This window comes from Pyxidicoccus xibeiensis (genome assembly GCF_024198175.1).
GTDB classification, from domain to species: Bacteria; Myxococcota; Myxococcia; order Myxococcales; family Myxococcaceae; genus Myxococcus; species Myxococcus xibeiensis.
On record NZ_JAJVKV010000006.1, the window covers coordinates 411,544 to 437,071 of the forward strand.

Annotated in this window: 22 protein-coding genes; 16 read left to right on the forward strand and 6 right to left on the reverse strand. The window is 72.1% G+C overall.

What is annotated here, in order from left to right:
- Window positions 1–11: 11 nt before the first annotated feature.
- On the reverse strand, window positions 12–455 hold the full coding sequence (locus LXT23_RS28455) for a PAS domain-containing protein (RefSeq protein ID WP_253983464.1): 444 nt from the start codon (window positions 453–455) through the stop codon (window positions 12–14).
- Between the two features lie 181 nt (window positions 456–636).
- Here LXT23_RS28455 and LXT23_RS28460 point away from each other — a divergent pair, with 181 nt between their 5' ends.
- Window positions 637–1,155, forward strand: a complete 519-nt coding sequence (locus LXT23_RS28460; protein ID WP_253983465.1) for an acyl-CoA thioesterase — start codon at window positions 637–639, stop codon at window positions 1,153–1,155.
- Window positions 1,156–1,267: 112 nt separating this feature from the next.
- Here LXT23_RS28460 and LXT23_RS28465 read toward each other — a convergent pair whose 3' ends face one another.
- Entirely contained in the window at window positions 1,268–1,657 is a 390-nt protein-coding gene (locus LXT23_RS28465; protein ID WP_253983466.1) for a HesB/IscA family protein, read from the reverse strand.
- Window positions 1,658–1,738: 81 nt separating this feature from the next.
- Between LXT23_RS28465 and LXT23_RS28470 the strand changes: the two genes are divergently transcribed.
- The gene (locus LXT23_RS28470; RefSeq protein WP_253983641.1) at window positions 1,739–2,071 is read left to right on the forward strand and encodes a rhodanese-like domain-containing protein; all 333 of its coding nucleotides are present in this window, start codon (window positions 1,739–1,741) and stop codon (window positions 2,069–2,071) included.
- Between the two features lie 13 nt (window positions 2,072–2,084).
- Here LXT23_RS28470 and LXT23_RS28475 read toward each other — a convergent pair whose 3' ends face one another.
- A complete protein-coding gene (locus LXT23_RS28475) occupies window positions 2,085–4,376 on the reverse strand; it encodes a serine/threonine protein kinase (protein ID WP_253983467.1) in 2,292 nt (763 codons plus the stop codon).
- A 136-nt stretch (window positions 4,377–4,512) separates the two neighbouring features.
- Here LXT23_RS28475 and LXT23_RS28480 point away from each other — a divergent pair, with 136 nt between their 5' ends.
- From LXT23_RS28480 to LXT23_RS28545, 14 genes are all read left to right on the forward strand, one after another.
- A complete protein-coding gene (locus LXT23_RS28480) occupies window positions 4,513–5,175 on the forward strand; it encodes a hypothetical protein (RefSeq protein ID WP_253983468.1) in 663 nt (220 codons plus the stop codon).
- A gap of 211 nt (window positions 5,176–5,386) precedes the next feature.
- On the forward strand, window positions 5,387–6,709 hold the full coding sequence (locus LXT23_RS28485; RefSeq protein ID WP_253983469.1) for an OprO/OprP family phosphate-selective porin: 1,323 nt from the start codon (window positions 5,387–5,389) through the stop codon (window positions 6,707–6,709).
- Window positions 6,710–6,726: 17 nt separating this feature from the next.
- Window positions 6,727–7,440, forward strand: a complete 714-nt coding sequence (locus tag LXT23_RS28490) for a VTC domain-containing protein (protein WP_323379095.1) — start codon at window positions 6,727–6,729, stop codon at window positions 7,438–7,440.
- 6 nt (window positions 7,441–7,446) lie between these two features.
- Complete coding sequence (gene tmk / locus LXT23_RS28495; RefSeq protein WP_253983471.1) at window positions 7,447–9,156, forward strand: dTMP kinase; 1,710 nt, start codon at window positions 7,447–7,449, stop codon at window positions 9,154–9,156.
- Window positions 9,157–9,162: 6 nt separating this feature from the next.
- Window positions 9,163–9,864 (forward strand): DUF4956 domain-containing protein, encoded by a 702-nt coding sequence (locus LXT23_RS28500; protein ID WP_253983472.1) that lies wholly within the window; start codon window positions 9,163–9,165, stop codon window positions 9,862–9,864.
- Window positions 9,861–10,664: a hypothetical protein gene (locus LXT23_RS28505; protein ID WP_253983473.1), complete on the forward strand. Its 804-nt coding sequence runs from the start codon at window positions 9,861–9,863 to the stop codon at window positions 10,662–10,664. The genes LXT23_RS28500 and LXT23_RS28505 overlap by 4 nt, the downstream gene beginning before the upstream one ends.
- A gap of 130 nt (window positions 10,665–10,794) precedes the next feature.
- Window positions 10,795–12,453: a metallophosphoesterase gene (locus LXT23_RS28510; protein WP_253983474.1), complete on the forward strand. Its 1,659-nt coding sequence runs from the start codon at window positions 10,795–10,797 to the stop codon at window positions 12,451–12,453.
- A gap of 840 nt (window positions 12,454–13,293) precedes the next feature.
- Window positions 13,294–14,607, forward strand: coding sequence for an RsmB/NOP family class I SAM-dependent RNA methyltransferase (locus LXT23_RS28515; RefSeq protein WP_253983642.1), 1,314 nt, complete (start codon window positions 13,294–13,296; stop codon window positions 14,605–14,607).
- A gap of 27 nt (window positions 14,608–14,634) precedes the next feature.
- The gene (locus LXT23_RS28520) at window positions 14,635–16,413 is read left to right on the forward strand and encodes a M61 family metallopeptidase (protein WP_253983475.1); all 1,779 of its coding nucleotides are present in this window, start codon (window positions 14,635–14,637) and stop codon (window positions 16,411–16,413) included.
- A gap of 11 nt (window positions 16,414–16,424) precedes the next feature.
- On the forward strand, window positions 16,425–17,897 hold the full coding sequence (locus tag LXT23_RS28525) for a B-box zinc finger protein (protein WP_253983476.1): 1,473 nt from the start codon (window positions 16,425–16,427) through the stop codon (window positions 17,895–17,897).
- A gap of 71 nt (window positions 17,898–17,968) precedes the next feature.
- Window positions 17,969–18,325 carry a carboxypeptidase-like regulatory domain-containing protein gene (locus LXT23_RS28530; protein WP_253983477.1) on the forward strand — a complete coding sequence of 119 codons (357 nt, stop codon included), beginning with the start codon at window positions 17,969–17,971 and terminating at the stop codon, window positions 18,323–18,325.
- Between the two features lie 282 nt (window positions 18,326–18,607).
- Window positions 18,608–19,498, forward strand: a complete 891-nt coding sequence (locus tag LXT23_RS28535; protein WP_253983478.1) for a ribonuclease HII — start codon at window positions 18,608–18,610, stop codon at window positions 19,496–19,498.
- Entirely contained in the window at window positions 19,495–20,130 is a 636-nt protein-coding gene (locus LXT23_RS28540) for a hypothetical protein (protein WP_253983479.1), read from the forward strand. Before LXT23_RS28535 ends, LXT23_RS28540 begins: the two co-directional genes overlap by 4 nt.
- A gap of 66 nt (window positions 20,131–20,196) precedes the next feature.
- A complete protein-coding gene (locus LXT23_RS28545) occupies window positions 20,197–20,838 on the forward strand; it encodes a histidine phosphatase family protein (protein ID WP_253983480.1) in 642 nt (213 codons plus the stop codon).
- Between the two features lie 16 nt (window positions 20,839–20,854).
- Here the strand turns inward: LXT23_RS28545 and LXT23_RS28550 are convergent, their stop codons facing one another.
- From LXT23_RS28550 to acs, 3 genes are all read right to left on the reverse strand, one after another.
- The gene (locus tag LXT23_RS28550) at window positions 20,855–21,712 is read right to left on the reverse strand and encodes a putative peptidoglycan glycosyltransferase FtsW/RodA (RefSeq protein WP_253983481.1); all 858 of its coding nucleotides are present in this window, start codon (window positions 21,710–21,712) and stop codon (window positions 20,855–20,857) included.
- 89 nt (window positions 21,713–21,801) lie between these two features.
- Complete coding sequence (locus tag LXT23_RS28555) at window positions 21,802–23,154, reverse strand: aminotransferase class I/II-fold pyridoxal phosphate-dependent enzyme (protein ID WP_253983482.1); 1,353 nt, start codon at window positions 23,152–23,154, stop codon at window positions 21,802–21,804.
- 396 nt (window positions 23,155–23,550) lie between these two features.
- The gene (gene acs / locus LXT23_RS28560; RefSeq protein ID WP_253983483.1) at window positions 23,551–25,506 is read right to left on the reverse strand and encodes an acetate--CoA ligase; all 1,956 of its coding nucleotides are present in this window, start codon (window positions 25,504–25,506) and stop codon (window positions 23,551–23,553) included.
- Window positions 25,507–25,528: the final 22 nt, after the last annotated feature.

Below are 25,528 nucleotides of genomic sequence, written 5' to 3' on the forward strand. Positions count from 1 at the left end.
TCGGCGGGCCCTCACTTCGCGGCGGGCGGCGGCGTCACCGACTGCTGGGACACCAGCACCCAGACGCTGTCCGTCTTGTCGCTGTACATCATGGTGATGGCCACGTTGCGCCAGCCATGGTCGAACTTGAAGACGAAGCCGAACGTCTCGTACAGGTTGCGCTTCGCCAGCCCTTCCTGGAAGCGGCCGTAGAACTCGCGCACCTTGGTGCACGGGGCCACCTGGTCGAAGAAGCTCCGGCCCAGCTGCCGGTCCCGGCTGATGCGCGCCATCCGGGCCTCCGTCTGGTTGAACTTGAGGATGCGGCCGTCGCGGTCCAGTTGGATCATCCCGAACGGCAGCGTGTCCAGGTCCGCGGTGTCCAGGTCCTCTACCTGGCGGAGCAGCTCATCCGCCGACGCCTGGGACGGAGGCACGGAACGCGTAGAAACCGACGGCGCGGGGGACAGGGCCACGGGGTGCTCCAGGGGAAGGGGGTTGCTTCCGGGGTGGAAAGCAATGCCCACACTGATAGGAACGTGGGCCTCGAATCGCAACCGGGTTCTCTCCGCCTTCTGGCGTCGAACCCCGCAGCCATCCACCGGACGACAGAGCGCCCGCAGGCCAGACGCCCCGTCCTACAACCGAAGGTGTGAGATGTCCGACCTGAGCCCCAAGAACCCGAAGGACACGGAGGTGGTGATGACGCAGCTCATCCTGCCTCCGGATGCCAACAACCTGAACGCCGCGTTCGGCGGGAAGGTGATGCAGTGGATCGACATCTGCGGGGCGGTGGCGGCGCAGCGCCACTGCCGGCAGGTCGTCGTGACGGCCTCCATGGACGACCTGCACTTCCACGCCCCCATCAAGGTGGGCTGGGTGGCGCTGCTGCACGGGCGCGTGCTGGCCGCCTTCCGCACGTCCATGGAAGTGGGGGTGACGGTGCACGCGGAGAACCCGCTCACCGGCGAGCGGCACCTCACCACCAGCGCGCTGCTGACCTTCGTGGCCATCGACAAGGACGGCAACCGCGTGCAGGTGCCGCCGCTGAAGATGGAGACGGACGCCGACCGCGCGGCCTTCCAGGAGGCCGAGGCCCGCCGCGCCCAGCGCCTGGCGCGCCAGAAGCAGAACCAGTCCTGGCTGGAGGTGATGAAGCCGGTCTCCGGAGCTTGAGGCGGAGCTTGAGGCGGAGCTCGAGGCGGAGCCTCTAAATGAAGAAGGCCGGGGGAGGCACCTGCGCCCCACCCCGGCCCGCTGTCGACAGCCCTTGCGGGCGTCAGGTCGCTCAGGTCGTGAACGACGTGCCGCAGCCGCAGGAGGACTTCGCGTTCGGGTTGTTGAACTTGAAGCCCGCGCCGGTGATGGCGGAGACGTAGTCGATCTCCGTGCCGGACAGGTACTGCTGGCTCATGGGGTCGGTGGCAATCTTCACGCCGTCCTGCTCCCACACGGCGTCGCCGGCCTTGGACTCCTTGACCAGGTTCAGGTCATAGCCCAGGCCGCTGCAGCCGGCCGGCACCACGCGGATGGAGAAGAAGTAGCCCTCGAAGCCCTGGGCCTTGATGACCGACTTCACCTGCTGGATGGCGGCCTCCGTCAGACGCACGGCCACCTGCTGGGCGGCCTGGGGGGCCTGCGAGTTGGCGGGGGCGGGGGTCGTGGTGGTGCTTTCCATGTGCGGAATCTCCTCTTGACGGGCCTTATAACGCCCGGCCCGGGAAAATCCATGCCCGAGACCACCACGGAGCCTACCGCCATGCCCATCCCGGAGATAACCCCCGCCCGGCTCGCCGAGCTGCTCGCCGGCCCGCCCGGAGCGCGCCCCGCCCTGCTCGATGTGCGCTTCCCGGACGAGCACGCGTGGGTGGCGCTCCCGGACTCGGTGCTCATCCCCCTGCCGGAGCTGGACGAGCGCGCCGAGGAGCTGGAGGCCCTGCGCGGCAGGCCCGTCGTCGTCTACTGCCACCACGGCGTGCGCAGCCTGGACGGCGCGGCCTATCTGCTGTCCCGGGGGCTGGAGGCCGTGTCCCTGCGCGGCGGCATCGACCTGTACTCGCGGCAGGTGGACCCCACCCTGCCCCGCTACTGACGCGGCGCCTTCGCTAGCCCACGAAGGCGGAGAGGTCCTGCTGCTCCTTGTTGATGATGCCCGGCTTGATGTCGACCTCGAAGATGAACGGGTCCTTCAGCGGTCCGCCGTGGAGCTCCAGCTTGTGGCGGCCCTCGAACAGGTCCATCTTCAGGCCCTTGCCGTTGTAGCTGCCCACCTCCTGGCCGTTGCGCCGCACGCTGATGCCGCGCAGGCCGTCGGGCTTCAGCGTGAGCTGGAGGTGGCCGCGGCGGAACTCGTAGGTGAGCACCTTGGGCTCACCCATCATCCCGAAGGCCAGCTGCTCGGCGTCCTCCTTGTAGATGCCCTGCTGCTCGTTCTCCAGGATGAGCGTGTCCTGCAGGTGCGCGCCGGCGGCCAGCGTCAGCGGCGTGAAGCCCAGCTCCGTCACCGGCTGCTCGCTGTGGCACTGGGGGCCGTGGCGCACGGACACCTTCACCCGCTCGTTGGAGTTGACGGTGACGTGCACGGGCTGCCCGTCCGCCGGCCGGGCGTTGAGCATGGCGATGATGGGCTTGTGGAAGACGCCCACCACGGCCAGCAGGCCCACGATGAAGCCCACCATGGCCACGTTGCGCGTGGCCATGTTGCGGCGCGTGCGCCGCGAGGAGTCCTCGAGGGCGCGCTCCACCTCGTCGTCGTCCTTGCGGCGGGCCGCCGGGGCAATGCCGGACACGCGGCGCGGCGGCGGCTCCGGCATCTCCGCCCGGCTGTCCACGCGGCTGGAGGTGCGCCGGCGCGGCGGCGGCGCTTCCGCCGCGGGCTGGATGGACGACTGCATGCCCGTCGCACGGCGGCGGGGCGGCGCGGGCGGGGGCTCCGGCGGCGGCGGGAGGATGGTCCGCTCGTCGTCGTGCTCCTCGTCCTCCATGCGGGTGCGCTCGTCCACCGCCTCCAGGTTGGCGCGGGAGCGCGGCGGCGGCAGCGGCGTGTTCTCGTCGGAGACGACCGGCGCGCGCGTCAGCGACGAGCGGCGCGGGGCGGGTGACTCCGTGGAGGCGCTCCGCAGGTCCGAGCGGGAGTTGGTGCGCGCCACCCGGGTGGAGTTGGGGTTGGAGGGCCGGCGGCGAGAGGGGTGCTCGTCGGTGCCCGACGGGGCCTCCCACTCGCCCGGGTCCTCCTCGGCCACCACCGGCGCGGCCACCGAGGTGGCGCGGCGCGGCGGCAGCGCGGGGCGCTGGCTCGACGCCCGCCCGCGCTCGCGGTGGGACGGCTCGCCCGGGGGCGCCTCCCAGTTCATCTCCGCGGCGGCGGAGGACTTGCCGCGGCCCCGCTCGGCGGGCGGCGGGGGCGGCTGCGGCGTGCCGGAGGGCGCGGAGTCCTCGCCCACCGGGTTGACCTGGCCCTGGGCCTTCTCGTCGGCCAGGCGGTCCGCGAAGAGCGTCTCCATCAGCTCGGAGATCTGCACCGAGCCGGCCACCCAGCGCTGCCCGACGAGGATCTCCTCCAGCGCCACCTGGAACTGCCGCGCCTCCCGGTAGCGGTCGTCCGCGTTCTTGGCGATGGCCCGCATCACCACCGGGTCCATCTCCTCCGGCACGTCCGCCACCTGCGACGGCGGGGCGATGGCGCACTCCATGGCGGCCTGCAGCGTGGCCAGCTCCGAGTCGCGCTTGAGCGGCCGCACGCCGGTGAGCAGCTCGTACAGCACCAGGCCGATGGCGAAGATGTCCGCGCGCCCGTCCAGCGGCTTGCCCGCGGCCTGCTCGGGCGCCATGTACGCGAACTTGCCCTTGATGGCGCCGGACTTCGTCAGGGACGCCTGATCCGCCGCCTTGGCGATGCCGAAGTCCACCAGCTTCACCGAGCCGTCGAAGCTGATCAGGATGTTCTGGGGCGAGATGTCGCGGTGCACCACGCGCAGCGGCCGGCCCGCGTCGTCCGTGCGGCTGTGGGCGTAGTGCAGCCCCTCGCACGCGGCGGCGACGATGCGGATGGCCAGCGGCCGGGCCACCCACTGCCCGGAGGCCGCCGCCTTGCGCATCACCCGGCCCAGGTCCTCGCCATGGATGAACTCCATGGCGATGTAGTAGGTGCCGTTGGCCTCGCCGAACTCGTAGACCTGGGCGATGTTCGGGTGGTTGAAGCGCGCGGCGATCAGCGCCTCGTTCCGGAACATCTCCACGAACTCACGGTCCTCCGCCAGGTGCGGAAGGATGCGCTTGACGACGAGGTTCTTCTGGAACCCCTCGATGCCCATCTGACGCGCAAGCCAGACCTCGGCCATGCCGCCCGTGGCGAGCTTCTTCAGAAGCTGGTATTTCCCGAATGATTGAGGGTTCATCCCGGGACTCTGGCCGCTGGGAGCAGCTCAGGTGGAATGCAGCAGGGCACAGCATCTTAGAGGAGCGCCGCCTCCATGGCAAAGGTGGCACGCATGGAAAACCGGCTGGGCCCTGGTTGCCTGCCTGGTCTTCGCCATGCCCGTGGGCGCGGCCCCCTCGGACGATCAGATCCGCGTGGAGCGCCGGGGCGACCTGCTGGAGCTGCGCTGGGCGGACTCGGAGGAGCGGCTGCAGGGGACCATCCACCCCGCCAATCCCCGTGAGGGCGAGCCCTTCACCCTGTCGCTGCATGTAGGCAACTTCCAGGGCCCCGAGTTCGACGGCCCCCTCACCCTCACCTTCCACCAGCAGGGCTCGCCCACGCAGGTGACGAAGACGCTGACGCGGCAGGGGGTCAACTGGCACACCGAACTGGTGCCGGACGAGGCGGGCCCGTGGGAGCTGGAGGTCCGCTACCGCCGCACCCACCTCAAGGTGCTCACCGCCCGCTTCACGGTGGTGGAGCCGCCGCTGCCGCGCGGGCTGGGCTGGGGCCTGGTGGCGCTGGCGGCCGGCACCGCGCTGGCGCTCGGGGTGCGCGCGGGCCTCCGGCGGATCCGCGCGGCCACGCCGGGGACGGGCCCCACGCCGCCGCCGGACGCCACCGTCGGAGCCACGGGCGCCGTGGTGCCCCCGGGCACGAGCGCGGTGTCGGGGGAAGGCACCGGAGCGGCCCCGGAGTCCCGGCCTGAGTCCACCACCGCACCCGAGTCCGGCACCGCCCCCACCCCGCCGCCCGATCCGCCGTCCAGCCAGTAACTCCTTCCAAACGGCGCGCAGTCGTTACAGGGCCGCCTGCCCGGGAAGTGGAACTTTCGTTCCCTCTTTCGGGCACGTCACCACCCTGTCACGGGGGTTTCGGGCCTCAGGGGCCTCTCTTCCGTCCACCACCTGACGCGCGAGGGCTGGCGGGCCGGCGGGCACCGGTGTTGCACAGGGTGCCTCCCGACTGCGGCGGGGAGGCGAAGGAATGGGCGGGTGGGGGATGGATGATCGGGCGAGGCGGGGCCTTCTCGCCGCAGTCCTGCTGGGCATGCCGGCGTTCGCGAGCGGTGGCGCTCCGGGCCTGGCGGCGGAGGACTCCAGCACGGAAGCGGCGGAGGACACGCTCTCGGGTGGAGTGGTGGACGGCGTGGAGGGGACCGAGGGCAGCGTGCCGGCAGACATGGCCGCCGAGGGGCCCACGGGCGACGACTCGGATGAGGTGATGGAGGGGGCGCTGGCCGAAGCGGTGCCAGCGAAGGGGGCTTCCGAGGAGCAGCTGTCGCCCGTGGGCCCGGTGCCGGGCAAGGCCGCGCCGGGTGCGGAGCAGAAGCAGGGCAAGAAGAAGAAGAAGGTGAAGGCCGGCGAGGCCCAGGACGACTCGCTGGGTGAGAACCCCGACGCCGCCGACGACAAGGCCGCGGAGGAAGCGCAGCCCGTGCGCGTCTTCGGCCGCGTGTACGCGAGGGCCCGCGCGGACGAGCGCCAGAAGTACCAGCGCTCGCTGAGCATCCCGTCCGCGCGCGTGGGCGTCAGCACGTCGCTGTCCAACCTCGAGGCGGAAGTCACGGCGGACCTGGCGGACGACTCGCTGCTCAAGGACGCCTTCGTGCGCCTGGCGGACGACTCCAAGCGCTTCCGGCTGTATGGCGGCCAGTTCAAGTCGCCCTTCCTCCAGCGCTCGCTGGAGTCCTCGTGGGATTTGCCCATCCAGGGCCGCGGGCTGGTGGAGGACTACCTCACGGACACGCACCAGCTCGGCGGTCGCCGGCTGGGGCTGATGGGTGAGATGCGCCTGAAGGGCGCGTGGAACCTGAAGCTGTCCGTCGGCCTCTTCGAGGGCGGCAAGGACGAGGCGGGCGTGCGGATGAAGGAGGACGCGGCGGCGCGGCTGAGCGTGCGCCCCTTCAAGCCGCTCACGCTGGGCGTCAGCACCTACGTGGCCGAGGCGCTGGAGGTGGTGCGCAAGCACGCCGTCGCCGCGGACGCGGAGCTGAAGCTGGGCAACCTGGCGGTGACGGGCGAGTTCACCACGGGGCGGCTGCCGCTGGGCCCGTTCACCTCGCAGACGCTGCTGGCGCACTGGCTGCTGCCGCTGGGCAGCGGCGAGTGGGGGCTCCAGCCGGTGGTGGGCGTCGAGGCGCTCCAGCTGCGCGGGGGCGTGGACGGCCGGGGCCATGGGCTGGTGGGTGGATTGAACGTGCTGCTGGCGGACCGCTTCAAGGCCCAGTTCCAGGCGGAGCGCGCGCTGCGTCCCGGGGACGAGGCGCCCGGGCTCGAGTACTCGCTGCAGCTGGCCACCCGTTTCTGAACACGGAGACCATGACGATGCTCTCGTTCGCCGAGGGGGAAGTCACCAAGCTCCGGCGTGAGTTCAAGCTGGTGCTGGGAGAGGAAGCGGCGGTGGCCCTCTGCGGGCGGCTGTCGCTGGAGCTGGGGGGGCACCTGCCGCCGCCCACCCGAATCGTGTCCGTCTACTTCGACCGGCCGGGCTGCCCGCTGGCGTCGCGCGCGCTGCGCACGCCGGACGACTGCCTCAAGGTCCGCACCAAGGAGTACTCGCCGGACCTGGGCGCCGGGGGACAGCAGCGCGTGGTGCTGGAGGTGAAGCGCGAGCGGCGCGGCCTCACCCAGAAGCGCCGGGTGTGGGTGCCCCGCCAGGACCTGGGCCGGGTGCTGCGCGGCGGCGCGAGCCTGCTGCCGCTCATCGCCGGGGGCAGCCTCGTGCCGGTGCTGGCGGTGACGTACAAGCGGCACGTGTACCAGGCCACGCAGGCGTGGCGGGTGACGGTGGACCGGGACATCGGCTACCACACGATTACGCCCGAGCTGGCGCTGTCGCAGCTGTCGCTGACGACGGAGCGGCTCGGCCCACCCCTGTGGCAGGACAGCCGGGTGGTGGTGGAGGTGAAGCACCTCGGGCACGAGCTGCCCGAGTGGCTGGCGTCGCTCAATCCGGGCGGAGCGCCGGCGTACAGCAAGTTCGCGGAAGGGATGGCGAGGGTTCACGCCTTCGCCTCGGATGGGGTCGTAGGGGGATAGGGCACCGTGTTCATCGACTTCGAGGGGATTGACGGCAGCGGTAAGACGACGCTCTCCAACCTGCTGGCCGCGCGGCTCAAGCGGCTCGGGTACCGGGTGGCGCATGCACGGGAGGGGGGGGAGCTGCAGGCGCCAGCGGCCCGGCGCATCCGGGACCTGACGCGCGACTCGCGGCTGTTGGAGCTGTCGCCGCGCGCCGAGTTCTTCCTCAACCTGGCGCGTGACGCCCAGCAGCTGGACGAGGTGGTGGCGCCCGCGCTCGCGCGGGGCGAGGTGTGCATCACCGACCGCTACCTGTACTCGCAGCTGGCCCTGACGGGCGGCGGCCGCGGGCTGCCCGCGCAGGCGCTGCGGCCGGCGTGCGAGCTGGCCGCGCAGGGGATGTGGCCGGACCTCGTCGTGCTGGTGGACGTGGACCCGGACCTGGCGCGCTGGCGCAAGCGGCTGGGCAAGCTGCAGAGCGCGAAGGCCAGCGACGGCGACAGCCGCAAGGGGCTGGCCGGCGCGGGCCTGGCGGTGCGGGTGCGCGAGTCCTTCCTGGAGATGGCGCGCCAGGACCCGCAGCGCTGGCTCATCCTGGAGAACAACGACGTGCCGCTGCGCGTGCTGGAGCAACGGCTGGTGGACGCGGTGGTGGCGAGGCTGGAGGGCCGTGACGTGCCGGTGCAGCGCATCGTCCCCGCCCCCGCCGCGCTCCCGACCGAGCCGACGACGGTGGAGAGCGCGGAGGAGCGCTTCTTCCAGGCCCTGGACGCGGTGGAGGTGCGCGAGCCGGCGCTGGCGGTGTGGATGCTGAGCGGCATGCCCGGCCTCCCCGCGCACCAGCGGCGGCTGGCCTTCGCCGAGCGCTACCCTGCCCTCACCGCGCGCGGCCTGCTCGGGCTGGACGACGAGGCGGCCTGGACGCTGCGCGAGGTGCTGGCGCCGGTGGCGCCGGCGGAGGTGGCCGCGAGCCTGGCGGGCCTGACGGGCCCGCGAGCGACGATGCTGCGCGAGCGCCTGTACGCGCAGGCCCCGGCGGAGGTGCTGGCCGGCCTGAAGCGGGACGGCTCGACCCAGGCGTGGGCGCTGCGCGAGCGCGCCATGCGCGACGGGCGGCTGGCGGACGTGCTGGCGGGCCTGAGCGGCGTGGACGACGAGGAGTCGTGGCTGGTGCGCGAGGCGGGCATGCAGCGCAAGCTGTACGCGGAGGTGGCGCGCAGCCTGGGCGGGCTCGCCACCGAGCGCGCGGACGCGCTGCGCGAGGTGCTGCTGCCGCATGACCGGCTGGCGGTGCTGCGCAGCACCACCGGGCTGGACACCCCGGTGGCGCGCGGCCTGCGCGAGGCGCTGGCGGGCAAGGCGATGAAGCTGGTGCTGCGCTCGCTCACCGGCCTCGCCACGGAGGAGGCCTGGGCGCTGCGCGAGCGGGGCGCGCCGCTGACGAAGGAGGCGCTGGACTCGGTGGACGGGCTGGATGACCCGCGCGCGTGGAAGCTGCGCGTGGCGTACGCCCACAAGTGGCCGTCCACCGTGCTGTCCTCCCTGAAGGGCCTGCCGCTGGGGCCGCATGCCCGGGCGCTCATCGACAAGGTGCTGTCGGAACAGCCGGGCCGGCTGCCCGTGCTGCGCAACGCCTACGCCGTCATCACCACCGCGCGGCACGCCGCGCCCACGCACACCCGAGTGCCCCGCGTGGACGCGGAAGCCGCTGCCCGGGTGGAGTTCCAGGGATAAGCAGACATGGACCCCTTTTCAGCGTTGTTCGAAGGCGCGAAGTCGGAGCTGGGCTCGGTGCCCGTGGCCGCCATCTTCCCGCGGATGCTGGCGGCGGCGCTCATCGGCGCGCTGCTGTCGCTGCGGCCCTGGCGGCTGGTGATGGGCAAGCCGCTGCCCAAGGCGGAGATGATCCAGGCGCAGGTGCTGCTGTGCGCGGCGGCGGCGGTCATCACCGCCGTCATCGGCGACAGCCTGGCCAAGGCCTTCGGGCTGGTGGGCCTGGGCGGCTTCGTGCGCTTCCGCTCCGGCCTCAAGGACCCGCGCGACGCGGCCATCCTGTTCCTGATGATTGGCCTGGGCATGGCGTGCGGTCACGGCAGCCTGGGGCTGGCGGGCATGGGCACGCTGTTCGTGGCCGCGCTGCTGGTGGTGCTGGACCTGTTCAACCGCGACGAGAAGAGCGCGCCGAAGCAGCGGCTGCTGGTGTCGGCGATGGCGGATGACCTGGTGGGCGCGGAGGCCACGCTGCGCCGCGCGCTGGGTGAGCGGAACGTCATGGTGAAGAGCTGTGCGCTCGACTTCGACGGGCGCCGGGTGGAGCTGGAAGTGGAGGAGCCGGAGCCGGGCTCCCTGGCGGCGGCATTGGGCCGCACCGAGGGGTCGTCCCTGCGGGGGCTGAGGTGGACGGCGGTGAGCCCGAAGGGGGCACGGGAGGACATGGTATGACGCGCAGGTGGGTGGCCGCGCTCGCGGCGGGCTGGGTGATGACGGCGTGTGGTGGGGGAAGCAGCCTGCCGCCCGGGCCGGATGGAACGCAGACCCCTCCGATAACGGATCCGGGCCTGCCGGGGGACCCGGTGGATCCGAATGACCCGCCCAAGGACCCGGACGGCAACGACCCTCAGGCGGCTGCCAGGCTGTGGCCGCTGACGGCGGGCTCCACGTGGGTCTACGACATCTCGGACCCCCAGGAGGGCAACTTCCAGAAGCGCGTGACGGTGCTGGGCGTGCGTGAGGTGCCGGACACGCAGGGGAAGGTGACGGGCGTGCTGATGCACAGCCGGCAGGACCGCACGCGCACCGGCGTCGTCTACGAGGAGTACTCGTGGCAGCTGGAGCTGACCAACGGCCTGGTGGTCCGCCTGCGCGAGGAGGACCACAAGGACGGCCAGAAGGTGCGCTCCACCACGTGGTCCCCGGCCACGGTGAAGTCCCTGGCGCGCGCGCCGGACTCGCTGCCCTGGTCCTACCAGAGCGCGGTGCGCGAGCTGGTGGTGATGGGTGACGGCAGCACCGAGGACAAGGACCCGACGTACAACTGGCGCGTGCTGCAGACGGGCCTGACGCTCCAGACGAAGGCGGGCACCTTCACGAACGTCATCAAGGTCCAGCGCGACAAGCTCAACGACGCGGGCGAGGTGAACCCGGAGAAGGTCCGTACCTACTGGCTCGCGCCCGGCGTGGGGAAGATTCGCGAGGAGGGCGAGCGCACCGAGGAGCTCTCCTCCTACGAGGTAAAGAAGTAGCGCCTGTCCGGAGAGGCGTCGGGTGCGGGAGCGCCCGCCCCGCCGCCTGCTTCGAGACTCACAATATTGGATGAAGGTTGGAGAATAGACGGTTGGGCCTCCGCCCCGTGCTTTCGCGGGAGGAGGCTTCATGCACCGGACTTCACCCTTCACCTTCGCGCCCGTCGTGGCCGCGCTGACACTGCTGGCGAGCGTGGCCTGCGCGGGCGTCCTGCCCCGTGACCCGTACCTGCAGAAGGTAGGTCCGGATACGGTCACTGTCGCCTTCCGCCTCGCGGCCGACTGCACGCCTGCCGTGCGCTTTGGTGAGGGAGCGGCCTCCCAGTCGGTGAACTCCACGGCCAAGGGGCGCATCCACGCGGTGGTGCTCACCGGCCTGAAGCCCGGCACCGAATACACCTACCAGGTGGATGCCTGCGGCAAGGTGACGGCGCCCAAGCGCTTCCGCACGGCGCCCGTGCAGGGGACGCGCAGCGTGCACTTCACGGCGGTGGGTGACTTCGGCACCGGCGGCACGGACCAGAAGAAGGTGGCCGCGGCGATGCTCGCCGTGCGTCCGGAGCTGTTCGTGGCGCTGGGCGACAACGCCTACTCGTCCGGCACCGAGTCGGAAATCCAGAGCAACCTCTTCGCGCCCATGGAGGCGCTGCTCGCGGAGGTGCCGCTCTTCGCCTCGCTGGGCAACCACGAGTACGTGACGAACCAGGGGCAGCCGTACCTGGACAACTTCTACCTGCCGTCCAACAACCCGGCGGGCACGGAGCGCTACTACTCGTTCGACTGGGGCCACGTGCACTTCGTGGCGCTCGACTCCAACTGCGCCATCGGCCTGGCCTCGGCGGACCGCTGCGCGCTGGCGGCGCAGAAGGCGTGGCTGGAGAAGGACCTGGCGGGCACCACGCAGCCCTGGAAGGTCGTCTTCTTCCACCACCCGCCCTGGTCCAGCGGCGAGCACGGCTCGCAGCTCGCGATGCGCCGCAACTTCGCGCCCATCTTCGAGAAGTACGGCGTGGACCTGGTGCTCACCGGGCATGACCACAACTACGAGCGCAGCAAGCCGATGAAGGGCGACGCGGTGGCGGCGACGGCTGGCACGGGCGTCCCCTACCTGGTGGTGGGCGGTGGCGGCGCGTCGCTGCGCCCCTTCGCCAACTCGCGGCCGGACTGGAGCGTCATCCGCGACGACAAGGCCCATGGCTTCCTGGACGTGAAGGTCGTGGACGGCCTGCTCACGGCGGAGCTGGTGAAGACGGACGGCAAGGTGCTGGACAGCTTCACGCTGCGCAAGGACCTGCCGCCGCTGGAGCAGCCGCCCACGGGCACGCTGACGCTCACCGTGGAGGGCGAGCGTGGCGTGGCCCCGCACCGTGCCCTCTTCCGCGCCACCCCGCCCCAGGCGGGCGCGAAGGTGACCTGGGACTTCGGTGACGGCGGCTCGGCCGAGGGCGAGGCGGTGGAGCACGTCTTCCAGAAGGCGGGCCAGCACACGGTGACGGCCACGGCCACCCAGGGCACCCAGGTCCAGACGGCCACCGCCGTGGTGCAGGTGACGGCGGCGCAGACGCCGGGCGAGCCCACGGACCCCACGGAGCCGACGCCGCCGACGGACCCCACGAATCCGACGAACCCGGACACGCGCCCGGGTCTGCCGTCGAACGAACCGGGTGCGGTGGACGACGACCTGGGCCCCGGGTCCGGCGGTGGTGGCTGCGCCGCGACCCCTACGACGGCCCTCCTGCCTGCCCTGGGCCTGCTGGTGGCCGGGCTGGTGCGCCGGCGCCGCCGGTAGGACTCTTTCCGGGCCATGCCCCTCACGGGGTGAGTGCCCCCCCTTCCGCCCCTCTGGGAAGCCGCTGAACCTGCCCGGGTGCACCGATGGACATTCCGTCCTCGGGCACCCGGGTTTGCTTTCCGCGCTTGTCAACCCGGCCCGGGCAATGCAAAGCCGCTCTCCGCCATGGCCATCAAACGCAAGTCCGGCCCGGTCTCCCGGCCGGCACCGAAGAAGTCCTCCGCTGACAGGTCCGGGAAGAAGCCCGAGCGCTCCGGTCGTCCCGAGCGCTCCGAGAGGGCCGGACGCCCCGAGCACGGTGGCGATTCCGAGCGCCCCGAGCAGGCTCCACGCTCCGAAAGGGGTGGGCGCCGCGAGCGTACGGAGGGGGCCGAGCGCCCCGAGCAGGCTGCGCGCCCCGAGCGGGGTGAGCGCCGCGAGCGTACGGGAGGGGCCGAGCGCCCCGAGCAGGCGGCACGCCCCGAACGGGGTGAGCGCCGCGAGCGCACGGAAGGGGCCGAGCGCCCCGAGCAGGCTGCACGCCCTGAAGGAAGTGGGCGCCGCGAGCGCACGGGCGGGACCGAGCCCTTCGAAAATGCCGAGCGCCCCGAGCGGACGGGCGGCTCCGAGCGCTTCGGCCGTCCCGGGCGCGGCGGTGGGCGTCCCGAGCGCGGTGGCGGCTCCGACCGGGCCAGGCACGGCGGTGGGCGTCCCGAGCGAGGTGGCGGCTCCGACCGGGCCGAGCGCTTCGGGCGTTCCGAGCGTCCCGAGCGGGGTGGCCGCTCCGGCCGTCCCGAGCACGCAGGCCGCTCCGACCGCGAGGACTCCACCGGCCGGCGCGAGCGCCCCGAGCGCCCCGTGCGCGAGGACCTGGTCCTCCAGGCCTGCCTGGAGGCCTACGGCGCCGTGCGCCACGAGGGCCGCCTGTCGGACCGGGCGCTCGACTTCGTCCTGCGCCACAAGAAGAACCTCTACTCCAACGAGCGCCGCGCCGTGGCCGAGCGCGTCTACGGCCTGCTGCGCCGCCAGCGCACCGTGGACTTCCTCCTGTCCCGCGCGCACACGCGCTTCGAGTCGCTCGACAAGTCGCGCCAGGACGTCCTGCGCCTGGCCGCCTCCCGCATCCTCTACGGCGAGCCCGCCGAGCTCGTCACGCGCACCTCGGCCCTGAACCCGGTGGATGCCGCGGCCCTGGGCGCCCTTCCGGACGCCGCCGCCGCGCTGGAGGCGCTGCCCGAGCGCGAGCGCTTCCCCATCGCCGCCTCGCTGCCGGACTTCCTCGCGGACCTGTTCCGCAAGCAGTTCGGCCGAGACGCCGCCCGCGCCGCCGAGGCGATGAACGAGCGCGCCCCCCTCAACGCCCGCACCAACCTGCTCAAGGGCGACCGCGACGCCCTGGCCCAGCGCCTGAGGGCCGAGGGCGTGGAGAGCACCCCCACCCCGCTGTCGCCCATGGGCCTCACGCTGGAGTCGCGCCTCAACGTCTTCTCGCTGGAGACCTTCCGCGAGGGCTTCCTGGAACTCCAGGACGAGGGCAGCCAACTGCTGGGCATGCTGGTGGACGCCCCGCCCACGCGCGTGGTGGACGCCTGCGCCGGCGCCGGTGGCAAGACGCTGCAGCTGGCCGCGCAGATGAAGAACCGCGGAGACCTCCACGCGCTCGACGTGGACGAGCGCCGCATGGAGGACCTCAAGAAGCGCGCGCGCCGCGCGGGCGTCCACAACGTGCGCACCCAGCTCATCCCCCTCGAGGGCCCGGACGCGGACGCCGCGCTGGAGCCCCTCAAGGGCAAGGCGGACCGCGTGCTCGTGGACGCGCCGTGCAGTGGCACCGGCACCTTCCGCCGCAAGCCGGACGCGCGCTACCGCCTCACGCCGGAGGATTTGGAGATGCACGTGGGCCGCCAGAAGGCGCTGCTCGCGCGCTTCGCCATGCTGGTGAAGCCGGGCGGCCGGCTCATCTACGGCACGTGCAGCGTGCTGCGCGACGAGAACGAGGCCGTCGTCGAGGACTTCCTGGCCAAGCACCCCGACTTCACCGTGCGCCCGGTGGCGGAGCTGCTGGGCCCGGAGCTGGGCGCGAAGGTGGGCCCCGGCCCCTTCATGCGGCTGGCGCCGCACACCCACGGCACCGACGGCTTCTTCGGCGCCGTCCTCGTCCGGGCGAAGTAGCCTTCCCGGCGGAGAGAGACCCCGTCCATGCCCCAAGCCGTCCACTACCGCGTATCCATGTCCCGGCCGCACTCGCACCTGCTGGAGGTGGAGGTCACCTTCCCGGCGGGGCCCGACGCGCTCGACGCCGTGCTGCCGGTGTGGACGCCCGGCAGCTACCTGGTGCGCGAGTTCGCCCGGCACGTGCAGGACCTGACGGCCACCGGCGCGGACGGCACGCCGCTGACGGTGCGGCGCGTGGACAAGCGCACCTGGCGCGTGAGCACGGCGGGCCGCGCCGCCACCCTGCGCTACCGCGTCTACGCCAACGAGCTGACGGTGCGCACCAGCCACCTGGACGGCACCCACGCCTACTTCAACGGCGCCTGTGTCTTCCTCTACACGGAGGCCACGCGCGGGCTGGAGCACCACGTCACCGTGGAGGCCCCGAAGGGCTGGCGGACGTTCTGCGCGCTGGGGCAGCGCGGGGAGGCCTTCGTCGCGAAGGACTACGACGAGCTGGTGGACAGCCCCTTCGAGGTGGGCCCGCACACGCCGCTCACCTTCACCGCCGCGGGCGTGCCCCATGAAGTCGTCGTCTGGGGCGACAGCGTCCCGGACGCGGAGCGGCTGACGTCGGACCTGGCGCGCATCTGCGAGGCCCAGGCGCGCGTGTACGGCGGGCTGCCCGTCCCCCGCTACCTCTTCCTGCTGTACCTGACGGACAAGGGCCGCGGCGGGCTGGAGCACCAGGCCAGCACCGCCCTGCTCTTCCCCCGCGCCGGGCTGTCCAGCACGCGCGGCTGGGAGGACCTGCTCACCCTCGCGGCGCACGAGTACTTCCACCTGTGGAACATCAAGCGGGTGAAGCCCCGGGCGCTGGTGCCCTTCGACTACTCGCAGGAGAACTACACGTCCCTGCTGTGGGCCTTCGAGGGCTCCACCGCGTACTACGACAACCTCTTCGTGCGCCGCGCGGGGCTGATGTCCGCGCAGCGCTACCTCACCCGCCTGGGGGAGACGCTCACCGCGCTCCACTCCACCCCGGGGCGCCGGGTGCAGACGCTGGCGGAGGCGTCGCTCGTCAGCTGGGTGAAGCACTACCGGCCCGACGAGCACTCCCCCGACAGCGCCATCTCCTACTACCTCAAGGGCGAGGTCGTCTCCGCGCTGCTGGACCTCGAAATCCGCCGCGCCACCGCGGACACGCGCGGCCTGGACGACGTGATGCGCCTGCTCTGGAAGCGCTACGGGGACGGCTCCGGCGTGCCCGAGGAGGGCGTGGAGGCCGCGGCCAGCGAGGTGGCGGGCACGGACCTGACGCCCTTCTTCGACCGGGCGCTGCGCACCACGGAGGAGCTGGACTACTCCATCTTCTCGTACGTGGGCCTGGAGGTGTCCTTCCGCCCGCGCGAGTCCACCGGCGACAAGGGCGGCACGCCGCCGCCCAAGGGCAAGCCCGGTGACGGCCGCTTCCGGGGCTGGCTGGGGCTCACCACGAAGGGCAGCGCCACGGTGGCCACGGTGGTGGACGGCTCGCCCGCGCAGGAGGCCGGCCTCTACGCCGAGGACGACGTGGTGGCGCTGGACGGCTGGAAGGTGGACGGCGCCGGCCTGCTGAGCCGGTGTGAGGACCGGAAGCCCGGCGAGACGGTGCGGGTGACGGTGTTCCGCCGGGACAGGCTGCTCGAGGTGCCCGTGGTGCTGGGGCCAAAGCCCGCGGATGCCGTCTGGCTCTCCCGGGTGGAGCGGCCCACGGACGCCCAGAAAGCCGCATTCCAGGCGTGGCTCGGCGCCCCCTGGGACGAGTCCCCCGCCCCGGCATAGGCTGGGGGCTGATGAATGCGCTGCCCTTCGACGTCCTCGCCCCCTCCTCTTCCCCGCCCCGCTGCAAGAAGCACCCGGAGGCGCCCGCCGGGTGGCGCTGCCAGGACTGCGACTCGGCGCTGTGTCCGGACTGCGCGGTGGGACGCCGCGCGCAGACGGTGGAGCTGGTGGGGTGTGGCCTCTGTGGAGGCGGCGCCCTGCCCCTGCTCGGGCACCGCAGCCGCGTGCCGCTGGCCTCGAGGCTGACGCGCGCCTGGCGCTACGTCTTCACCGCCTCCGGGCTCCAGGTGCTGATGGCCGTCAGCCTCAGCCTGGCGCTGCTGGGGTGGATGCTGGAGATGACGGTCGTCTTCCTGAAGGTGCTGCCCCTGGCGATGTACGGCAGCATGTTCTGGGGCACCTTCTTCACGCTGGTGCGAGACACCTCGCGGGGCCACACGGAGCTGGAGACGCCGGAGTTCACCGACTTCTTCCGCGACGCCGTCCTCCCCGGGTTCCGCGGCCTGTCGGCGGTCCTGGTGGTCTGGCTTCCCGCGGGCCTCTACGGCGTCTTCGCGCGCCCCGGCGGCGGCGCCTTCAACCTGGAGGCGCTTGCCGGCTTCACGGAAGGGGGCTTCTCCACGGCGGTCTGGGCGGACCCGGTGTTCTGGGTGCTGGTGCTGCTGGGCGTGGTGTGGCTGCCCATGGCGCTGCTGCTCACCGCGGCGGGGCACCCCATCACCTCCGTCCTCAACGTGGTGGGGGTGGTGCAGCGGGCGCGGCTGCTGGGCCGCGACTACCTGCTGACCTCGGGCGTGCTGGTGGGGCTCGCCGGGCTGCACCTGGCGGCGCACGGCCTCGCGTCCGGGGTGCGGTGGCTGAACGTGGTCCTCCTCTCCCGCGTGCTGGCGGAGGGCCTCACCCTGGTCGTCCCCTTCACGGCGGCGCACGTGCTGGGGCTGCTGCTGTACGTCCGGGGCGACGCGCTGGGGTATGGCGTGGCCCGCGACTACCTGGAGCCCGTGCTGGGCGAGACGAAGCCCCGCCGGGCCGCCCCGCCCATGAGCGGCGCAGCGCCCCTCCCCGAGGACGGGGCGGCGCCGGTGGTGGTGGAGAACGCCACGCAGAAGGCCGCCAGCGAGGGGCTGGCCGCGCTGGCCACGGCCGTGGACGCGCGAGACGTGCCCCAGGCAATGGCCTTGTATTCGACGTTGCGGGCCATTCCGAAGGTGCGTGTCCCTCCGGCGCACCACCTGTTCATCGGACAGGCCGCGGCCGTGGAAGGAAACTTCCCACTGGCGGTACAGGCGTTGGAAAGCGCGGCAGATGTGGCGCCAGATGACCCCACCGCCCCCCGCGCGTTGGTACTTCTGGCGCGTGTGTTGGGCGAGCGGATGCAGGACGCGGCGCGCGCGGAGGAGGTCTACCGCTACGTGCTGCACCGCTATCCGGACTCGAGCGCGGCCCGCTTCGCACGCGAGCGTGTGACGCCGTCCTCCGACTGACAGTCGCGTTGCCGCGAGCCCGTGTCAGCACCACCTTGCAGCCCATGGTTCGGGTTCGTGGATTCTCCTGGTTGCTCGGTCTCGCACTCCTCGGTGCGTGCGACGATGCGCCGCGCGTGGAGCGTGGCGGTGATGACTGCCAGGCGGAGCTGGTGGCGTTGAGGGTGGAGGTGGTGACGGCGGACGGCGCCCGCGTGAGTGGCGCCACCGTGACGGCCACCAATGTGACGTCGAACGTGAGCATCACCGGGGTGACGGATGAGCAGGGCGTGAGCACCGCCGTCAACGAGTCGCTCGCGCCCAGCCCGGTGCGCGTGGTGGCCCAGGCGGGCTCCAAGGTCTCCTCCGCCGAGCGCGTCGAGTGGACGTGTGACAGCTGCAACTGCGTACCGGAACCCGGCATCCTGACGCTGCGGCTCAACCCGTAGCGCGTGGGAGCAGGACCGCGGCGTCCCCACACCGGACGCCATGGCCTTCTTGGCGGCCCGGTACCAGGGTGGTTGTGTCAGCCCCTCCGCCTGGGGTACCTCTGTCGCCGTGCGTCATGCCTGCCTGCCCTCCGGCCCTCCGGCCTCCTGCGCCTCCAGGGCGTCCCGCCAGCCGGGCGTCCCCGCGCATGCGGCGCGAGGGACGTGTCACGGCGGCCGCAGGGTTCCCTCTCCACGAGGTCACTTCGGAGCGCTACCTCCGAGGTAGGCCAGGTCACCGCCATGTCCGCAGACACCGTGGAACAGCTTCTTCTCTGCGCGCTCTCCGAGCTGACGGAGCGCTTCGTCACCCGCTCGCAGCCCGTGCCGGCCGGGCTGCTGGAGGCCCTGGATGGGGACTCGCGCAGAGGGGCGCGTGAGCTTGCCCGGCGCATCCGGGGCCGGCAGGAGCGCAACCGCTCCGAGGGCCAGCGCCTGCGCCACCTGCTGCGCTTCGAGGTGGAGCTGTGGGAGCAGGGCCTGACGCACGTGGCGGGCGTGGACGAGGCGGGCATGGCGCCGCTGGCCGGGCCGGTGGTGGCGGCCGCGGCCGTGCTGCCGAAGGGCTACCGCCTCAAGGGCCTGGACGACTCCAAGAAGATCCTCGACGCGGAGAAGCGCGAGGAGCTGGCCGTGGCCATCAAGCGGGACGCGGTGGCCTGGGCCGTGGGGCGGGCGGAGGTGGAGGAGATCGACCGCATCAACATCTACCACGCGGGCCTGCTGGCGATGCGCCGCGCGGTCGAGGGGCTGGGGCTGAAGCCGGACTTCGTGCTGGTGGACGCGCGGAAGATTCCGGAGTGCCCCGCGCCCCAGCGCGGCATCATCAAGGGGGACACGCTCTCCATGAGCATCGCCGCGGCCTCCGTCATCGCGAAGACGACGCGGGACAGGCTGATGGCGGAGCTGGACGCGCAGTACCCGGGCTACGGGCTGGCGGCCCACAAGGGCTACCCGACGCCGCAGCACGTGCAGGCGCTGAAGGAGAAGGGCGTGCTGCCCATCCACCGGCGCAGCTTCGCGCCGGTGCGTGAGGCGCTGGGCCTGCCGGGGCCGGAAGCGGCCGCCGCGCCTTCCTCCATGCAGGTGGAGCTGTTCCCCGCTATGCCTTCCGTGAAGACGAAGGAACCGTGAGCTCCGACCAGGAAATCGACACATGGATGGCCGCGCGGGGCATCACCCTGCCTGACTCCCGCACGCGCGCTCGCGCGGTGCTGGAGGAGGCGGGGCTGACCCGGGCCGGCAAGCAGCGCATGAGCGAGCCCAAGCTGCTCAAGGCGGCCGAGGTGCTGGACGGCCGCTTCTTCCCGGTGTGTGCGGACGGGGCGTGTCTCAAGGTCGCCCAGGCGAGCGGCCGCGAGCCGCTCCAGGTGGAGCCCCGGAGCCACTGTGCGCGGTGCGGCGGCTCGGCCAACCGGCGCGCGGAGGTGGCCTTCGTGGAGAGCTGCCGTCGCCACGGCGTGCGCCGGGTGGTGGTGGTGGGCGGCTCGCCCGCCGTCCGCGAGGAGCTGGACTCGAAGCTGGGCAACGAAATCGACCTGCGCATGGTGGACGGCACCGAGCGGCGCACGTCGGACCGGGCGCGGAGTGACTTGGACTGGGCGGACCTGGTGCTGGTGTGGGGCGCCACGGAGCTGCACCACAAGGTGAGCGGGCACTACACGCACGGCGGGCCGGCCTACAGCCACAAGGTCGTGCACGTGGTGCGCCGGGGCGTGGCCGCGCTGCTGGAAGAGGCGATGACCCACCTGGAGCGTTCGCGCTGAGCGGCGCGGCGGGGACACGCACACCGTCCTTGCCTGGCGTCATGCCCCCGGACACGCTCACGCGCCATGAAGACCGAGCTCATCCTCCTCCGTCACGGTGAGACGGAGTGGAACTCCCAGAACCGCCTGCAGGGGCACCGGGACAGTCCGCTCAACGCCGAGGGCCAGCGCCAGGCGGACGCGCTCGCGGCGCGGCTGGCATCGACGGCCGCCCGTGCGCCCTTCCAGGCCCTGTACTGCAGTGACCTGGGCCGGGCCGTGGAGACGGCGCGGCGCATCGCCTCGCGCACGGGCCACGCCGTCACCCAGGACGCGCGGCTGCGCGAGCGGGGCCTGGGCATCATGGAAGGGCTGACGCGCGAGGAGGCCCGCGAGCGCCACCCGGACGTCTTCGCGGAGTACTCGGCGGGCGCGCCGGACTACGTCGTCCCCGGGGGCGAGAGCACGTCCCAGCGGCTCCGGCATGCGGTGGAGTGCCTGGAGGAGCTGGGCGCGCGCCATGCCGGAGCGCGCATCGTGGTCGTCACGCACGGCGGCGTCCTCAGCCTGCTGTTCCGCCACAGCCTGGGGATTCCCACCGCCGCCCCGCGCACCTTCTCCGTGCTCAACGCGGGGTGGAACCAGTTCGACTACCACGACGGGGCGTTCCGGCTCGTCACCTGGGGCGACGTCACCCACCTGCACGCCGACAGCCGCGACGACACCTGAGCGGCGGGGTCCTGCCCTACGAGCTGGCGACCGCGGTCCTGCGCGAGCAGAGGGCCGCCAGCGCGCACCACCCCAACACGGGACCGGCGCCCGCCCCCATCACCGGAACCGGGAAGTTCCCGAAGAACGTCACCGCGATGGTCGCACAGAAGTAGAGGGCAAGGCTCAGGGCCAGCCCCGCGCTCGCGCCTCCGGAGCGCCTGACGGCAGGCCCCATCGGAGCGAGCAGCAGCAGGCCCGCGACGACGGCAGCCGCCGCCCACGCAAAACCACGGGAGAGCGCCAGCACGAGGATGCGCTCCACGTGCTCGACGGGGGGGAGTGGATCGACCCGCAGCCAGGTGTACGCGGCGAGGCCCACGACGGTCAGCCCCACGGCGACGCGGGCCCACCCTCGCAGCACCGTGCCGGTGGCGAGCATGGCCAGCGCCCCCACCGCGAGCGCGGTGGCCTGCCCCGCGTCCGGCTGCGCCACGTGAAGCAGCTGCGCGCCGAGCACGAGCCCCACGGCCATTCCACGCGCCTTCGCGCTCGAAGCTCCCAGCCCCGCGAGAATCCACGGCAGGAAGCTCGCGGACGCATTCAGCCGCAGGGGCCCGAGCCGAATCCAGCGGTGCACGCCCTCGATGCCCGCGAACCCCAGCGTCGCCACCAGCGCGAGGAAGGCGGCGGCGCCCAGCCAGGGCAGCGCGCGCTCCTGCGTGGCCGGAGCCAGGCGCAAGCAGGCGAAGAGGCCCAGTCCCCCCAGCAGCAGGCCCAGGAGGTTGGGGAGGAATGCCATCAGGGGGACGTGGCTCGCACCCGCCACGGCGGCCCCGAGCAGGATGGCCGGAAGCGGCGCGACGAGGAGCCACACGTGACGGGCAGGAGCCATGGGCCGCGCTCCTACCACGTGGGCCAGTCCTGGACCGACGGGAAGCTCGCGCCGTGAGCCGGCGCGGGCCTGCCTCGACTACCCGGCCATCACAGCTCGGCCAGGGGCCGGTCCTCGCGGAGCGCCGCGCGGGCGGAGCGGCCCTGGGTCTTCACCAGCCGGCGGGCCTCCTCGATGGCGCCGGCCACCACCTCGGCCGCCTGACGCGCCTGCTCCGGCGTGTGGGCCGCCATCACCTGCATGCGGAAGCGAGTCTCGCGCAGGCGCACCGCCGGGTACTCCACCAGGTTGGTGAACACGCCGCGCTCGAAGACGAACTTCGCGGCCAGGCGGGCCACCTTCGGGTCGCCCACCGGCACGGGCACCACGTTGGAGACGTCACCCAGGCACTCGATGCCGCGCTCGGCGAAGGCGCCGCGCAGCGCGGTGCTGTTCTCCCGCGCCTTCGTGCGCAGCGCCTCACCCTCCTCCGAGCGGACGATGCGCAGCGACTCCAGCACCACCGCGGCCTGCGTGGGCAGCAGCGCGTTGGAGAAGATGTGCGGCCCGCCCATGACGCGCACGTACTGGCGCACCGCCGGCGAGTTCGTGGCCATGAAGCCGCCGTTGGAAGCGAACGTCTTCGAGAAGGCCCCCACCACCAGGTCCACCTTCCCCAGCATCTCCTGCGCGCCCAGGCTGCCCGTGCCCTTCGGCCCCGTCGCGCCCAGGTCGTGGGCCACGTCCACCAGCAGCGTGGCGCCGTACTCGCGGCAGATGCCCTGCAGTTCCTCGATGCGCGGCACGTCCGAGTCCATGGAGAACAGGCCCTCGGTGACGACGAGCACGCCGTTCTTCGTGTCGCGGGCGCGAATCTCCTGCAGCTTGCGGCGCATGGCCCGGTTGCTCAGGTGCGGCACGCGGCTGACGTTCTGCGTGGCCGCGGCGGCCCCCTGCTGCAGGCACTGGTGCGACAGCGCGTCCAGCACCACGTGGTCCCCCGGACGCACCAGCCCGACGATGGTGCCGAACCCCGCGCCCCAGCCCGTGGAGAACAGCGCCACGTGCTCCATCTGCAGGTGCTCCGCGATGGCCTTCTCCAGCATCAGCGACGGCGTCGTGTTTCCCCCCAGCATCGCCGAGCCCGCGCTGTGCAACCCGTACTGCTCGATGGAGCGGTGGGCCGTCGCGATGACCTCCGGGTGCGTGGACAGCGACAGGTAGTCCTGCGAGCCGAAGTTCAGTCCCAGCCGCGCCTGCCCCGTCTCGCTGCGCACGCCACACTCCGCGTTGGGCGCCGCCTCCAGGCTCCGCGAGTACGGCCACAGCCCCGTCTGCCGCCGCGCCTCCTGCCACTCGAAGAACTCCTCCGTGCGCGCCAGCAGGTCCGGCCCCGTGGGCTGCGCGTAGTTGGAGATGAAGTGGGTGAAGAGAGGTGATTCGAGCTGATCACGGAGATCCATGAAGCACATCCGGGGGGTAGGGGGGACGCTGGGGGAGGAGGCGGGCGCTCGGGGGGCGAGCAGCACCATTTAATGCCCTTGCATCTTTCCAGTGTCAACCGGCCTACCCTGACTGCCGGGCTGTATTCGTTTGTTCAGACTCAACTGGATGTACCGCCCAGAGGGAAAACCTGCGCTTGCCTGCTACTCAAGGAAGCGACCAGAGGCTTGCCTGCTGTTCAGTCTTCACCGGCACTCCAGGAGTCTGGGGACGTGTGGAAATGAACGAAAGACACCGCTCCCGGAGGCGAGGTGCGCTCGGGCCGGGGCGGTTTAGAGAGAAGGGCCGGCGGAGGCAAGAGCCGAATGCGGACTCCTGCCCCCGGGTCCCTGTCCGGGGGTGCGAGGGATTGCCCACTACTCGTCGTTCTGGCGGAGCGTGGCGAGCACGTTGAGGTCTTCCAGCGTGGTGGTGTCCTGGGAGGACTGCTTGCCCGCGGCCACGTCGCGCAGCAGCCGGCGCATGATTTTTCCGGAGCGCGTCTTCGGCAGCGCCTCGGCGAAGCGCAGCTCATCCGGCCGGGCAATGGCGCCAATCTCCTTCACCACGTGCGCGGCCAGCTCCTTCTTCAGCTCCGCCGACGGCGCGTTGCCCTGCTTCAGCGTGACGAAGGCCACCAGCGCGGTGCCCTTCAGCTCATCCGGGCGGCCCACCACGGCGGCCTCGGACACGCGCGGGTGCGCCACCAGCGCGCTCTCCACCTCGGCGGTGCCCAGGCGGTGGCCGGCCACGTTCACCACGTCGTCCACGCGGCCCATCAGCCAGAAGTAGCCGTCCTTGTCCGTGCGCGCGCCGTCGCCGGTGAAGTACTTGCCGGGCAGCTCGCTGAAGTACGTGCGCACGTAGCGCTCCGGGTCGCCGTACACCGTGCGCAGCATGGAGGGCCACGGCCGGGTGATGAAGAGCAGGCCGCCCTGCCCCTTCGGCACCGGGTTGCCCTGCCGGTCCAGGATTTCGGTGTGGATGCCGGGCAGCGGCAGCGTGGCGGAGCCGGGCTTGGTGGGCGTGGCGCCCGGCAGCGGGGACACCATGATGCCGCCCGTCTCCGTCTGCCACCACGTGTCCACCACGGGGCAGCGGCCGCCGCCGATGACGTCGCGGTACCACATCCACGCCTCGGGGTTGATGGGCTCGCCCACGCTGCCCAGCACGCGCAGCGAGGACAGGTCGCGCTTGCGCGGGTGCTCCTCGCCCAGGCGCATGAAGGCGCGGATGGCGGTGGGCGCGGTGTAGAGGATGGTGGCCTTGTAGCGCTCGATGATTTCCCAGAAGCGGTCCGGCCCCGGGTACGTGGGCGCGCCCTCGTAGAGCACGGTGGTGGCGCCGTTCATCAGCGGGCCGTAGACGACGTACGTGTGGCCCGTCACCCAGCCCACGTCCGCGGTGCACCAGTAGATGTCCTCTTCCTTCAGGTCGAACACCCAGCGCGTGGTGAGCGACGCCATCACCGCGTAGCCGCCGGTGGTGTGCAGCACGCCCTTGGGCTTCCCGGTGGAGCCGGACGTGTAGAGGATGAACAGCGGGTGCTCGCTCTCCACCCACTCCGGCTCGCACGCGTCGGACTGGCCCTGCACCAGCGTGTCCCACGCCACCAGCCGGGGGCCGGACAGCGCCAGCGAGCCGCCGGTGCGCCGCAGCACCACGACCTTCTCCACGGTGGGCATGTTGGGCATCGCCGCTTCCACGTTCTTCAGCAGCGGCACCACCGCGCCCTTGCGCCAGCCGCCGTCGGCGGTGAGCAGCACCTTGGCGCCCATGTCGCTCATGCGCTCCTGGAGCGCCTCGGCGGAGAAGCCGCCGAACACCACCGAGTGCACGGCGCCGATGCGTGCGCACGCCAGCATGGCCACCGCGGCCTCGGGAATCATGGGCAGGTAGATGCCCACCCGGTCTCCCTTGCGGATGCCGAGCGACTTGAGCCCGTTGGCCAGCCGGTTCACCTCCGCCGCCAGCTCGCCGTACGTCACCCTCCGCCTGTCACCCGGCTCCCCCTCGAAGAGGATGGCCGGCTTGTCGCGGCGCTTCGCCAGGTGACGGTCCAGGCAGTTGTAGGTGAGGTTCGTCCGGCCCTCGACGAACCACTTCGCGTGCGGCGGCTGCCAGTCCAGGACCGTGCGGAAGGGCTCCTTCCAGTACAGCTCCTCGCGCGCCCGGTCGCCCCAGTACTTGTCCGGGTTCTTCTCGGCCTCGGCCCACAGCCGCTGGTAGTCCTCCATGCTCCGGATATGGGCGCTTCGCGAGAAGGCCTCGGGAGGGGGGAAGACGCGCGTCTCCGTCAGGACCGACTGGATTTCATGCTGCGTTTCAGCCATGGGCTCCTCCGAGGGGAATGCC

What these genes read in the sequence shown, in the direction of transcription:
- LXT23_RS28475 (WP_253983467.1), bottom strand. Translation starts at nt 4,376, where the DNA reads ATGAACCCTCAATCATTCGGGAAATACCAGCTTCTGAAGAAGCTCGCC.
- LXT23_RS28480 (WP_253983468.1), top strand. Translation starts at nt 4,513, where the DNA reads ATGCCCGTGGGCGCGGCCCCCTCGGACGATCAGATCCGCGTGGAGCGC.
- LXT23_RS28460 (WP_253983465.1), top strand. Translation starts at nt 637, where the DNA reads ATGTCCGACCTGAGCCCCAAGAACCCGAAGGACACGGAGGTGGTGATG.
- LXT23_RS28510 (WP_253983474.1), top strand. Translation starts at nt 10,795, where the DNA reads ATGCACCGGACTTCACCCTTCACCTTCGCGCCCGTCGTGGCCGCGCTG.
- LXT23_RS28485 (WP_253983469.1), top strand. Translation starts at nt 5,387, where the DNA reads ATGGGCGGGTGGGGGATGGATGATCGGGCGAGGCGGGGCCTTCTCGCC.
- LXT23_RS28470 (WP_253983641.1), top strand. Translation starts at nt 1,739, where the DNA reads ATGCCCATCCCGGAGATAACCCCCGCCCGGCTCGCCGAGCTGCTCGCC.
- acs (WP_253983483.1), bottom strand. Translation starts at nt 25,506, where the DNA reads ATGGCTGAAACGCAGCATGAAATCCAGTCGGTCCTGACGGAGACGCGC.
- LXT23_RS28525 (WP_253983476.1), top strand. Translation starts at nt 16,425, where the DNA reads ATGAATGCGCTGCCCTTCGACGTCCTCGCCCCCTCCTCTTCCCCGCCC.
- LXT23_RS28465 (WP_253983466.1), bottom strand. Translation starts at nt 1,657, where the DNA reads ATGGAAAGCACCACCACGACCCCCGCCCCCGCCAACTCGCAGGCCCCC.
- LXT23_RS28505 (WP_253983473.1), top strand. Translation starts at nt 9,861, where the DNA reads ATGACGCGCAGGTGGGTGGCCGCGCTCGCGGCGGGCTGGGTGATGACG.
- LXT23_RS28535 (WP_253983478.1), top strand. Translation starts at nt 18,608, where the DNA reads ATGTCCGCAGACACCGTGGAACAGCTTCTTCTCTGCGCGCTCTCCGAG.
- LXT23_RS28555 (WP_253983482.1), bottom strand. Translation starts at nt 23,154, where the DNA reads ATGGATCTCCGTGATCAGCTCGAATCACCTCTCTTCACCCACTTCATC.
- LXT23_RS28490 (WP_323379095.1), top strand. Translation starts at nt 6,727, where the DNA reads ATGCTCTCGTTCGCCGAGGGGGAAGTCACCAAGCTCCGGCGTGAGTTC.
- LXT23_RS28500 (WP_253983472.1), top strand. Translation starts at nt 9,163, where the DNA reads ATGGACCCCTTTTCAGCGTTGTTCGAAGGCGCGAAGTCGGAGCTGGGC.
- LXT23_RS28545 (WP_253983480.1), top strand. Translation starts at nt 20,197, where the DNA reads ATGAAGACCGAGCTCATCCTCCTCCGTCACGGTGAGACGGAGTGGAAC.
- LXT23_RS28550 (WP_253983481.1), bottom strand. Translation starts at nt 21,712, where the DNA reads ATGGCTCCTGCCCGTCACGTGTGGCTCCTCGTCGCGCCGCTTCCGGCC.
- LXT23_RS28520 (WP_253983475.1), top strand. Translation starts at nt 14,635, where the DNA reads ATGCCCCAAGCCGTCCACTACCGCGTATCCATGTCCCGGCCGCACTCG.